At 44.9% G+C, this 12,632-nt stretch carries 10 protein-coding genes; 4 read left to right on the forward strand and 6 right to left on the reverse strand.

From position 1 onward, the window contains the following. Positions 1-11: 11 nt before the first annotated feature. The 4 genes from mngB to KNO91_RS11095 all read right to left on the reverse strand — a co-directional run bounded on the left by mngB (position 12) and on the right by KNO91_RS11095 (position 6,405). Positions 12-2,624 carry a mannosylglycerate hydrolase gene (gene mngB, locus KNO91_RS11080; protein ID WP_214817946.1) on the reverse strand — a complete coding sequence of 871 codons (2,613 nt, stop codon included), beginning with the start codon at positions 2,622-2,624 and terminating at the stop codon, positions 12-14. A 13-nt stretch (positions 2,625-2,637) separates the two neighbouring features. Further along, positions 2,638-4,566 (reverse strand): PTS 2-O-a-mannosyl-D-glycerate transporter subunit IIABC, encoded by a 1,929-nt coding sequence (mngA, locus tag KNO91_RS11085; protein ID WP_214817948.1) that lies wholly within the window; start codon positions 4,564-4,566, stop codon positions 2,638-2,640. A 134-nt stretch (positions 4,567-4,700) separates the two neighbouring features. After that, positions 4,701-5,426 (reverse strand): MurR/RpiR family transcriptional regulator, encoded by a 726-nt coding sequence (locus KNO91_RS11090; RefSeq protein ID WP_214790244.1) that lies wholly within the window; start codon positions 5,424-5,426, stop codon positions 4,701-4,703. A 181-nt stretch (positions 5,427-5,607) separates the two neighbouring features. Beyond that, complete coding sequence (locus KNO91_RS11095; RefSeq protein WP_214790242.1) at positions 5,608-6,405, reverse strand: glucose 1-dehydrogenase; 798 nt, start codon at positions 6,403-6,405, stop codon at positions 5,608-5,610. Positions 6,406-6,594: 189 nt separating this feature from the next. On the opposite strand from KNO91_RS11095, the gene KNO91_RS11100 reads away from it, so the two are divergent. Next, the gene (locus KNO91_RS11100) at positions 6,595-7,917 is read left to right on the forward strand and encodes a hemolysin family protein (protein ID WP_251126172.1); all 1,323 of its coding nucleotides are present in this window, start codon (positions 6,595-6,597) and stop codon (positions 7,915-7,917) included. A gap of 200 nt (positions 7,918-8,117) precedes the next feature. Further along, the gene (locus tag KNO91_RS11105; RefSeq protein WP_214790240.1) at positions 8,118-9,110 is read left to right on the forward strand and encodes a 5'-3' exonuclease; all 993 of its coding nucleotides are present in this window, start codon (positions 8,118-8,120) and stop codon (positions 9,108-9,110) included. A 15-nt stretch (positions 9,111-9,125) separates the two neighbouring features. On the opposite strand, the gene KNO91_RS11110 is transcribed toward KNO91_RS11105, so the two are convergent. Next, a complete protein-coding gene (locus KNO91_RS11110) occupies positions 9,126-9,929 on the reverse strand; it encodes a VOC family protein (protein WP_214817950.1) in 804 nt (267 codons plus the stop codon). A 107-nt stretch (positions 9,930-10,036) separates the two neighbouring features. Here KNO91_RS11110 and KNO91_RS11115 point away from each other — a divergent pair, with 107 nt between their 5' ends. Beyond that, positions 10,037-10,363: a winged helix-turn-helix transcriptional regulator gene (locus tag KNO91_RS11115; protein ID WP_214817951.1), complete on the forward strand. Its 327-nt coding sequence runs from the start codon at positions 10,037-10,039 to the stop codon at positions 10,361-10,363. Between the two features lie 63 nt (positions 10,364-10,426). Continuing rightward, entirely contained in the window at positions 10,427-11,434 is a 1,008-nt protein-coding gene (locus KNO91_RS11120; protein WP_214817952.1) for a S66 family peptidase, read from the forward strand. Between the two features lie 4 nt (positions 11,435-11,438). Here KNO91_RS11120 and KNO91_RS11125 read toward each other — a convergent pair whose 3' ends face one another. Further along, positions 11,439-12,629 carry a helix-turn-helix domain-containing protein gene (locus KNO91_RS11125; RefSeq protein ID WP_214817953.1) on the reverse strand — a complete coding sequence of 397 codons (1,191 nt, stop codon included), beginning with the start codon at positions 12,627-12,629 and terminating at the stop codon, positions 11,439-11,441. Between the last annotated feature and the right edge of the window lie 3 nt (positions 12,630-12,632).

Below are 12,632 nucleotides of genomic sequence, written 5' to 3' on the forward strand. Positions count from 1 at the left end.
CCTGATTCGTTTTATTTCATCAAGATGGACTTCACTTGATTCGGTAAGATATTAAACTGATTGTTTGACACGACCTCAGTAATGTCTCGAACCGGTTCTTCATTCAAATTGACTTCAGTGAATGAATCAAAGTCTACTTTCGTAAACATGAGAGGAATCGTATGTTCAGTCGGGTTATACACACGCAACAGTAACGCTTTTTCGTTCTCTGCTTTCTTCAAAGTGCTCATCAATAACCCATTTTCAGCCATTTCAAAAAGCGATGCAGAGGCGTTTAAGCAAAGTCCGGTAGGGTTAAGCTTCATCGCATCATGCGGAATTTTGTTATAGGTCACAATCGGTGTAAGATGACGTTTCGTCAAGTCAGAGAGACGTTCAGTTCCATCCAATGATGTGAATGCAAGGTCAAACGTATACGTTCCGATCATCTGGGAATCCGGTGTCGATAATTTGATTCCAGATGGTCGCCCAGGTCGTCGAACAAGCTCTTCTTTACCTAACACGCCTACACTTCGGAACAAGGTGATGGCTAGTGTCGATTCACCTTCTTCTATTACTTCAAACTCACGTGAGCTGTTCGTAATGACACCCATTCCATTTCCTGATTCTTCTTGTAATCCCACATAAGACAACATCGGGAAAATTCCGTCCGGTCGTTCATTCCATCCTTCTTCTTCCCATACATGAATTGCATCATCGATGAACGGTCGTTTGATTTCACCGAACTGATTGTCGGAAAACGAAACATTCGTTTGGACAGAAGTTGGCAAACAAAGGCGAAGGCGATGATCATTTGCGTCATTATCCACGACTACTTTGAGTCCAATTGTTGAATCATTTTGTTCAATGACCAATTCAAGTGAAACCTTCAATAGATTCGTCAGTCGCCCATCTTTTCGTTCCATCAAATCACGCGGAATCTTCATATCATGTGAAATCGTGACAACTGTTCGGTTGGATGTGCTCGTCGTTTGAATGATCGGACGACTCGATTGTGTCGTGATCGGATTGTCTCCTGCGAGCGGAGAATAGTCATATTCATCTCCATCATCTCCACTATCTTCGAGCCACAACAAATCTCGGTGCAATACGCCCGATCGTTTATCCAGCAAATCGATAGTTCCATTTTCTTTGACCGTGATGTCATAGACTTTTGTTTCAATCAGTTGTGGACCAAATACTGTCGTCTCTTCTACAACTGTTGGCGTCGACTCTGATACTACAAATACGGTTTCATAGCTAAGTGCTGCCAATTCACGTCGAACTTCGATTGTATACTTGTAAAACGGATCATAGTTGCCGTAGTGAACGATTTGGCGATCAATCAAGCCTGGATCAATGATTTCTTTTTGAATCAATTCATAAGGTACTTCCGTTCCGTCTTCTGTTTCTAAGCGGAATGATTCAAACTTTGTGATGACTTCCGTCCGAATCACACGTTCTTCGGCAATGCTTCTCAAATTAAAGAACGTCAATCTATCTTCTGTTCGTTTCGTGTCAATCGAATCCACAATTCTACGTTTATAGAATGTGATCAATTGATCTGTTTTTTCGTTTGCGATGAAGAAACGGTTGAAGATTTCAGCATGGACTTTATCCGAACAACAGCAACCGATGCTGTCATGGGCATGATTTTTCATGATTTCTTTCCAAATCAATTCGATCAAACCGTGATGATATTCAATGCCGAGGGAATACGCTAAACTCATCAATGGTTCGAGCGTGTTCGTCAACTTGTTCTCAATGATGGCGTTCATCGTTTTGATATCCATTCGAGTTGAATAGATACTTCGGTGAACCCGCATGTATTTTCCATCGAGAAATTCGCCGCTAATCGTCGGAAGATTCAACTGTTTCTCGAGTTGCTCAAACACTTTTTCATAGCGACTCAAGAAAAATTCACGTTCAGGATACAAACGATGCAGTTCGGTGAGCACTTCCGTAATATTTTGCTGAATCGGCATCTGGTCATGACCATTTGGAAGGAGAAGGTTTTCACCTGTGGCTCCGCGATCAAGTACTGGCAAATATTTATCCATGCGTTTCTTTAACGCCTCTGGTTCGGTAGGCAAATACTTTCCGATTGCATAACCGAGTGGCATCAATTGAACCAATACGTTCGATCCATCTTTCGATTCCCAGTAGAATTCAGTCTTGTTTGTCCCATGACGTTCCGACGTTCCACGCCAAAAGATGGAGCGCTTGATCCCGAAACCATTCAAAATCATTGGCATTTGTGCAGATTGACCAAAGGAATCAGGCAGATATCCGATTTCCATATGGGGTCCAAACTCTTTAGAGTCTTTAATACCGTATAGCAAGTTTCGAACTATTGATTCTGCCCCAACAATCATCTCATCCGTCTGTGTATACCAAGGTCCGATGATCAACTTGTTCGCCTGAACGAGGCGTTTAATCCGCTCACGATTCTCCGGCTTTACGGCCAAATAATCTTCTAAAATAGACGTTTGTCCATCTAACACGTAATACGGATAGTGCTCATCTGTTTCCAAACGATGCATAATTTCTTCTAAGTTATTCACCAACAGAATTCTTGACTCTTCTGTGGAGAAGTACCATTCACGATCCCAATGCATATGTGGAACCACATGAACCTGTTTCATTTCTATCTCTCCTTTATGCTGCTTCTTTCTCCGCTTTCAACTGCTTTTGAACTTTGTGTCTCCGTGTATACAAGAGAAGGAATGTAGAGATTGCAGCCCCTACTAATGCTGCTCCCAACCAAATCGTTGCCGCGAAGAACAACGGTGGACCTTGAAGTAGTGCTAATGAGAAAATCCCTGCTCCCGGAACGTTCAATCCGATCCCAAAATATGCAACGATTGCGCCCGTCACGGCTGAACCCGCAACGAGTGACGGAATCACTCGGAGTGGGTCATTGATCATGAATGGAATAGCCCCTTCTGTAATACCGGCAAGTCCGAGTAACCAAGTCTGTTTCCCAATTTCACGTTCTTCACGTGTGAACAATGTTCTACCTAAACGCGTTGCCAATGTGACCGAGAAAGCAGAAACCATCTTGACCGAAGCGAATGCCGCATACGGGATAAAGTTCCCGCTTGCCATCGCACCGATACAGAACGTATATGCCGCTTTGTTGATTGGACCACCTAAGTCAAACGAGACCATGGCTCCGATAATCGCTCCAAGTAAGAGCGCATTTGCTCCTTCTAAACCACTTAACCATTCGAGCAATCCTGTGTTTAGCGCCGCAAGTGGTCGACCAATGACGAACAACATAATGGAACCGACGACTAATGTTCCTACTACCGGGTACACCCAGAAACTAATGAATCCTGCAAATGTACCTTTTGGTTGTATTTTCACTTTTAAATACTTAAGGAAGTAACCCGCTAACAAACCACCGAGCATCCCACCTAAGAAACCGCTACCAATTAAGTTCGCGGCAACACCAGCAGCAAAACCTGGACCTAGCGCCGGTTTATCTGCAATCGAATACGCCATGTATGCTGCAAGGATTGGAATCATAAGTTGACCTAAGAGCGATCCACCTAATTGTCTTAACAACCACAACCATGAGCCTTCTTCAGCATAAAGCGCCTGTAAATCAAAAATTTGGGCGATAAAGACCGCGACCGCAAGCGTCATTCCCCCGGCGACGATGACCGGTATAATATGAGAAATCCCAGTAAGCAGTGAATTTTTCACTTCTGTCTTCCATGACTGACCATCTTCTTCAGTATGCGTAGCCGAAACTTCTTTGAACTCACCGCGCGCTTCACTTTCGCCTTTATTTAATGCTTTTTGCACTAATTGTTTTGCATTACGAAGCGGTGATGCGACTGACGTTTTTACTTTCGGCAAATGACTGAAACGTTCTTCTTCTTTTACGGAAACGTCCACAGCAAAGATAACAGCTTCAGCACTTTCTAAATCTTTTGTCGAGTGGCGATCCTCAATCCCGTTCGCACCCTGCTTCTCGACTTTGACTTTCACGCCAAGTTCTTGACCCGCTTTTACTAGAGCTTCTGCCGCCATATACGTATGAGCGATGCCGGCAGGACAGGCTGTGACGCCCAAAACTAACTTTTGATTTTCATTTGATGAAATCGAATTCTCTTTCTCTTCCGTTTCATCTAATCGAACAAGCATCTCTTCTGGAGATTTCGCTTGTAATAAACGATTCTTATATGCCGTGTCAGTCAGACGAATAACAAATTCTGATAATAGCGACAAGTGAGTAGATCCTGCTTCAGCAGTAGGAATGGCCAACAAAATGACAAGATTGACTCGATTGGTAGGGTCAACACTTTCCCAGTCATCGATTGGTTGTTTAAGGGTGGCGATAGCAAAACCAGCTTTTACAACTGCATCTGACTTTCCATGAGGAATTGCAAGTCCTCCTTCAAATCCTGTCGGCGATAATGCTTCACGCTCCATCACTGCTTGATAAAATGTTGATTCGGACGTGATATTGCCATTTTGCTTAAGTTGTTTGATTAAAAAACGAATCGCTTCTTCTTTTGAGGAGAAGGATTGTTCAACATTCAACAATGAAACGTCTGTGCTCTCTCTCAGTTGCATAACTTCTGTCCTCCTTATGAGAATGAATAACTTTCTATATGCCAAGTGTATCAACAAAAAAAAGAGAAGAATGATTCTTCTCTTTTTTGCACAAACTCTATTCATGTAAGGGTTTTCATGTGTATTTATACACATCATTTATACGATTTCCAATAATCTTCAAGGATGTGTCTTAATAGATAAAAAATAGGTGTAGGGTCCGTAATGTTATGATGATGACTGTAGATTGGAGGGGATGAAAAATATAATGAATATGAGGATTCTCTCTGCAAGGTATTGTCGCATAAATGAGTAATAGCAACTGTTCGGACATGACGCTGTTTTGCGAGATGTGCCAGCTCAATCAATTGACTCGTTTCACCCGAAACGGAAATAAATATTAACAAGTCCTTACTTGTTAAAGTTTCAAGTTCTGTCAGCATATTATGACGATGAAGATAGAATTCACACTTCTTGTTTACTGTTCTTAATCCATTCATTAGATATTCGCAGTAAATAGCCGAGTCACCTATTCCATATACGATGACACGAGAAGATTGGTGAATCATCATATTAAACGTTTGTATTTTCTGATGACTTAGCAAAGCATGTGTTTTTTTAATGTTTTGCATCGCATCTAACTCTTCTAGTTCGCGCAATTCTTCCTTCATGGCCGTTTTCATGTGTGAAAATCCATCGTATCCAAGCTTTCGCGATAAACGAATAATCGTATTTGGTACCGTAAACATTTGAGTAGCCAATGATTGTACTGACATATGGGTTACATCTTCAAAATTGGCCTGAATATATTCTATGATTTGATCGTCTGTATCATTTAACAGATGCTCAAAATTTAGAATCCGATCATTAAAATGAAGCATAATCTCCTCCCGAAACACAATAATCCTACTCATTTTTCATTTGCATTAAATATAAAATAAATTATATACATGTATCACTCTTTCATTTAAGCGATTACAACAATCTCCATTAGCTTATACGACACGTAAAGAACTTGCAATCAAACAAAAAAGAGAGGTGTGTCCCCCTCTTTTAACTTCCTTATTGAACTTTATTCTCTGGACCGAATGATGGATAAAGCGATAGTCCACCATCCGCAAAGATTGTTGTACCGGTCACATAGGACGATTCATCTGATGCGAGCCAAGCGGCAACGGCGGCAATCTGCTCTGGCTTCCCAATGACGTGAGATGGGATAAGTGCCTCCAGCCCTTTCTTCTCTTCCGGGTCGCTCATCGTCTCTTCGTTGATCGGCGTATCGATTGCACCTGGTGCGATCGCATTGATACGAATGTGGTTCGGTGCATATTCGAGAGCGACTGATTTTGTGAACATTTTCACGCCGCCCTTACTTGCCGCGTAATGTGTGTAGCCCGGACGCGGAATGACTTCGTGAACGGAAGACATATTAATGATATTGCCTTCGATTTCATGTTCAACAAAGTATTTCAAGGCAGCACGCACACCAAGGAACGTACCGTTCAAGTTGACGTCGATAATCTTCTTCCAATTATCGAATTCCATCTCATGCGTTTTCGCTTCGACTTGTACGCCGGCATTGTTGACGAAGATATCCATCTTCCCAAACTCAGAGATAGCTTTCTCAATCATCTTCTCCGCGAGTCCTTCTTCCGAGACGTCTCCTTTCACGGCGACGGCTTTCCCGCCACCCGCCTCGATTGCACGGATGACTTCCTCCATCTCTTTCTCACTGCTGCGATAGTTCAGGACAACGCTCATCCCTTCCTTCGCATAGCGTTCCCCGATGGCTCGGCCGAGACCTTTCGAACTCCCCGTGATGACTGCGACTTTTCCTTTTAACTCTGGATAGTTTGCCATATCAATTCCTCCTTCATCTTCTCGGGTTTAGTTCCCGCATTCCCCTCTTCATCAAACATGATTGGCTGCATTTTGAATATTGGAGACAAATCAACTATACTGAAACAAACTATTCGTTTTCAGGAATTGCCTGAAAGACGTTTGATCTTATACTCAATGGAGGTGACTCCCCGATTTTTGGGGGAATTGTTGGACAGTCCCATGTTACTCAGCTTACTCATCGTTGCGCTCTTAATCTTTTTGACCGCCTTTTTCGTGGCAGCCGAATTTTCAATTGTGAAAGTGCGTGGCGCTCGACTTGACCAGCTCGTGCTTGAAGGAAATAAGAGAGCGGTCAGCGCAAAAAAAGTCATCGAGAATATCGACGACTCCCTTTCTGCATCTCAGTTCGGAATTACGCTTTCTGCACTCGGGCTCGGGTGGATTGGTGCCGATCAAATCGAAACATATATCCACACGTTGGTCGACCAGCTAAACTTATCGCCATCTCTCGTGACATTCTTGTCGTTCCTGATCGCATTCTTATTGATTGCATTCTTGCACGTCGTCATCGGGGAACTCGTTCCGAAAACACTTGCAGTTCATGAAGCCGAAAAGTTGACGCTCCTTGTCGCACGCCCGCTCTACGTGTTCACGAAAATCTTCTACCCGTTCATTCGTGCCTTGAACAGCATGGCACGCCTCACTCTCCGTTTATTCGGAGTGCAGACGACGGCGCAGGAGACGGCACACTCAGAAGAAGAGCTGAAAATCATCATGACGGAAAGTTTCCGCAGTGGTGAAATCAACGAAAACGAGTTGGCGTATGTACAAAACATCTTCTCGTTTGACGAACGAATCGCAAAAGATGCCATGGTTCCACGTATGAACATGGTAACCATTGATGAAGAAGATACAATTGAAGAGATCATTTCAGTTGTTGAAGAGCATCAGTACACACGTTATCCAGTCACAAGAGATGGGGATCGTGATGACGTCCTCGGATTCGTGAATGCGAAGCAACTCTTTACTGCTCAACTGTCAAAAAATGATGCACCATTCGAGTCGTTCATTCACCAATTACCACTCGTCACCGAATTCACACCGCTCCAAGAAGCGATGGTGAAGATGCAAAACGCGCAGACGATGATGTGCTTAGTCATCGATGAGTACGGGGGGACTGCGGGCCTCTTGACGATTGAAGATATTTTGGAAGAAATCGTTGGTGAGATTCGCGACGAGTTCGACCGAGATGAACAAGCAGAAATTACCGAAATTGCTCCGAAACATTACCGTCTCTCTGGACTTGTGTTGACACAAGAACTCGAGGAACGGTTCGGGATCGAAATCGAAGATGATGTCGATACGGTCGGCGGATTTGTTTTGTCACAAAAAGCGAACGCACGAACAGGAGAACGGTTCATTTTGCCTGGTAATCATGAACTGATTGTCAGCGAGGTCGATAACCATCGAATTGTCTTCGTCGATTTGATCTTAGCCTCTTATGAAGATGAGGAACCCGTATCAGAATAACGCTTTTCTTAACGCCCTTCTCTATATTTTAGAGAAGGGTTTTTGATATGTGAGCTGAACTGTCGCTATATTTTCGCCTCTTGCCGTGATATACTGCACATATGTTGCTTATTTGAGTGTCACGCACTCAATGACACAACATCACCGAAACATGGCGAGATGTTCGGTTTAAACAGAAAGAAATAGAAAGAAGGTTACGCATGGAACGCAAACTATTTTTGATTGACGGTAACTCCATGCTGGCCAGTGCTTACTATGGTGCCGCCGCGAGCCGAACGAAAAAAGGACGCGAGGTATCTAAAAACGATCGGAGTGCCGTCATCGGAATGACCGGCCTCATCCGGACGATTCTACGTAGACATCGTCCGACTCACTTTGTCGTCGTCTGGGACGTCTCACGTGAAACATTATGGCGTCGAGAACTCTACCCGGGCTATAAACGCCGCAGACGTCAAACACCGCCTGAATTGAAAGCGCAAATGGAACTCATGCGTCAACTGCTTGAAGATAGTGGGATTCCACAATTCCAAGTAGAGGGCTATGAAGGGGAAGATTTAATTGCCCACATCGCGCGTAAATTCAGTTGCAGTGCACCTGTGGTCATCATGACAAAAGACAAAGACTTGTTACAGCTTGTCAGTCCACGAATCACCGTTTGGTTGCAAACACAGGAGCTTCAGCAAATGCAGGCTCGCTGTGACATTCGTGATAACCGCCCATTACCGCTCAAACGTCATTTAGAAATTCGACCAGAAGAGATTGCGGCGTTATACGAAGGATTGAAACCGAAGCAACTGTCAGCCGTTAAAGCGTTGACGGGAGACCGTTCTGACGGGATTCCGCCAGTTGCAGGGCTCGACGAAAGCCAATCGGTCCAATTGATCAAACGATTCGGTTCGCTCGATAAGCTGTATTCTGCCTTGAGTATCAAAGGTGACAAACGACAACAAGTAAATGAAACGATCGCGGCACTGACGTCAGAGGAGGTGCCCCGTAACTTGAGACGAACACGCAAAAAAGCAGAGCGCAATATGGAGCTCGTTCGTCTCGATGTCACGGTGCCAGCACTTGAACATTTGAAGCTAGCTCATCTCGAGCTCAGCATCAATCCGAAGCGAGTCGAGCAAGCGTATCAAAAACGCGGACTTCGTCTCTCATTCAATGCAAGTCAGAAGAAAGTATCCGCACGTTAATAAAGAACGGACGCCTCAAGCGCCCGTTCTTTTTATATGCACGGTAATTCCGTCTTCATCGGTCAACGACCACTCAGACGATGTTCCTCCTAGTGCCTGATTCGTCTCTTCATCGACGAGAAGTGTCCACGCCTCGAGTCCGGCCTCAACGCCTAGCGCATCACTCGGACGTGCCCACACGTTCGTCCCAACGTGATGGTGATATCCGTCGGCCGCAAGGAACAATGCCCCTGGGTAAGAATCAGTCGTGATGGAGAACCCGAGTCGGTCATGGTAGAAGCGTTTCGCCGCCTCGATGGACCGGACTTTAAAATGCACATGTCCCATCGTCGTCCCGACTGGTAAACCTGTAAACGGTCGATCGGCTGCAGCTTGAAGCATCGATTCATAGTCGACCGGCTCAGTCGCCATTTTCACATGCCCGTTCGCTTCATAGCTCCATTGTTCTTTCGGACGATCGGCGTATAGCTCGATTCCGTTCCCTTCTGGGTCACTCAAGTAGAACGCCTCGCTCACCAAATGGTCGCCTTGCCCGACTTCGATACGCCGCTCGATGAGATGTGCCAAGATACTTCCTAACGCTACACGATTCGGTAAGAGAATCGCTAAATGAAATAATCCCGCCGCCCGCGGATTTGTCTTCGCCTCGGGAACACTGTGCAAGATGACGAGCGGGCGCTCCTTCGTTCCGAGCGTGACAAGCTCTTCGGTTTCTTCTTGGACGCTCATCCCGATCACGTCTACATAAAATTGTGTCACTTGTTCGATGTCACGAACCCGAAGTGTCACCGGTCCTAGTTCAATATTTTCGATTTTCATATACAATCACCTCACCTTCACTATACCCGCTCGACTTATGTTGCAGAAGTAGGCACAAAAAGGTGGTATAGTTACCTCAACGATACTATTGGAAAGGAAGAGCGATTGTGACGAAGATAGCAAGCTGCGAAGTCGATACGGCACTTGAACTAATCACAGGAAAATGGAAGCACTCCATCCTCCTCGTCCTAATCAATGGGGACACGTTACGCTTCAGTGAGTTGAAGCGAGCATTACCAAAGATCAGTCAAAAGATATTGACCTCGCAACTCCGTGACTTAGAAGAACAGGATATCGTCATCCGGACCGTCTATCCAGAAGTTCCACCCCGTGTCGACTATCGCTTAAGTGAGTACGGGAAAACACTCATCCCGATTCTCGAAGCAATGAACGAATGGGGAATGCGTCATGCAGAACGTATGCGTTCCAACTAGTTGTCCACATGTGGATAACCGTCTTACCCCATCCCATTTATCACTTATCCACAGGAGGTCGTCATGATTCGTTATCCACAGTTAACCGGTCATCAAATCGGGGTCACTGCCCCATCATCCGGTATACCAACAGAACTACACCATTTATTGCATCAAGCGGAACATAAGTTTTCTGATCGAGGGTTCACATTACAATTCACTCCAAATGCGTGGAAACAACAATTCGGGAAGTCTTCCCCGGCTCGCGTACGAGTAAATGAACTGACCAATCTCCTTCAAGACGACACTGTCGACTTGATCATTCCGCCTTGGGGCGGAGAACTTTTAATGGAGATCCTCGACCAAATCGAGTGGCAATCCTTACCCGCAAAATGGATGCTCGGTTATTCAGATACGAGTTTGTTGCTCTTCGTCTATACGTTAAAAACCGGGATCGCCTCGGCCCATGGTCCGAACCTGGTCGATTTACGTGCGGATATGTGGGACGAGACGAGTTCACGTTGGCTCGATGTTTTGTCGACGCGGGTCAACGAGACAGTCATCCAGCGCTCGTCTGAGAAGTTTCAAAAGGAATGGCAGTTTGACAATCCGACGCCACACCTGTTTCATTTAACGGAAACAACTGAATGGAAAGCGATTGGGGGTCAACACGCGACAGGTCGATTGCTTGGTGGATGTCTCGATGTGCTCTTACATACAATCGGGACACCGTATGGCGACGTCAGGACATTCCAACACGATTACCTGAATGATGAACCGATTCTTTGGTATTTTGAGAATGCCGAGATGAACGTCCCCGCATTAAAAAGGACCCTCCTTCAAATGAAGTGGGCCGGTTGGTTCGATCATACGTCTGGTATTCTATTCGGACGAAGTGATGCACCATCTGTGCATCAAGACTATACGGTCGAGATGATATATGAAGAGCTTCACCACATGCTAGGTATTCCAATCTTTTACGATATTGATTGTGGACACGTCCCCCCACAGATGACGCTCGTCAACGGGGCTCACGCTTCTGTCCAAGTCGAACATGGTCAAGGGACATTGATTCAAACATTCAAGGGCTGATACGTCAGCCCTTGATTTGTTGTAGCAATGTTTCTAAACGTTTGCGAAACAGCCCTTGCGGGAATTCCGCTACTTGTTCTTCGATGACCAGTACCCAATCGTCCCCACATCCGTTCAGTGTTCCCCTCAATAACCCTTCGTAGTAAATCGCGATATCGACTAAACTGTGTGTTTTCCACTCGTCTTTGTTTCCCCATAATGCCAATAAACACTCTCTTCCTTTTTCCGATTCCCCTTGGTAAGCGTAGTACACACCTTTTGCCATCGAAATCGCCGCAATGAAAGGCTCGATCTCTGTCGTGAGCGATTCCATCAACTTGACGTTTGCCCCTAACAGATCGATATGACGATATTCCATCGCATAGAGTGCTTCAGAAAGCGCCACTTTGATTTCTGCCAAACGGTCTTCGGTGAATTGAATGTATTGCTTCGCCTTTTGTAAAGAATCACAAACTTGCTTCTCGTCGTTCAAATAAAGCGCACAAATCGAAATGGTGCGATACACGTCGTCCGCACGATAATAAATCATCGTTCGCTTCATATAGTCGAGCACGTCTTCAAGCTGTCGAATTGAGCCTTCCAAATCCTCATCACACAGAAGATTTTTAAAGACAATCAACATGGCATATTCAGTTCGTGTCTTTGTTTTCATATATTTTGCATCAAGCAGTTCAATCGCTTCAATCCGTTCAATCGATTCTTCATATCGATTCCACATCAATAAATAATAAGCCTGGCTAATTCGTCCCATCGCCAATTCCTCGGACTCACCTAGCTTCTCAAAAATCTCAATCGCGCGGTCATAGTAAGCTAGTACTCTCTCACTCTCGCCCTCTTGAAAGTACGTATCACCATACAACATGTATGCTTTTCCTTGCCACACAGAGTTCATTTCTTCCTGTAAGTAAGGATTGAGCATTTCCCGAATTTCCTGATCCGGTAGTGAAAGGAGTTGCATCTCCTCAAACTCTAGCTTTTCCACCAGCGACTGCAGTTCAGCCTCTTTTGGATCGGTCAATAACTGTTGCATCGATACATCTAATCGACTGGCAAGTTCTCGCAAACTGCGCATTGATGCTTCTGCTTTCCCGTTCTCAATCATACTGAGCATCGATTTTGTGACAATCCCTTCCGCCAATTGCGTTTGGGTCATTTTTTTCTGTTTTCGTAACGCTTTAATTCGTTCACCAATCATATG

The sequence above is a fragment of the Exiguobacterium sp. s59 genome, from assembly GCF_018617475.1.
In the GTDB taxonomy this organism is placed as follows: Bacteria; Bacillota; Bacilli; order Exiguobacteriales; family Exiguobacteriaceae; genus Exiguobacterium; species Exiguobacterium aestuarii.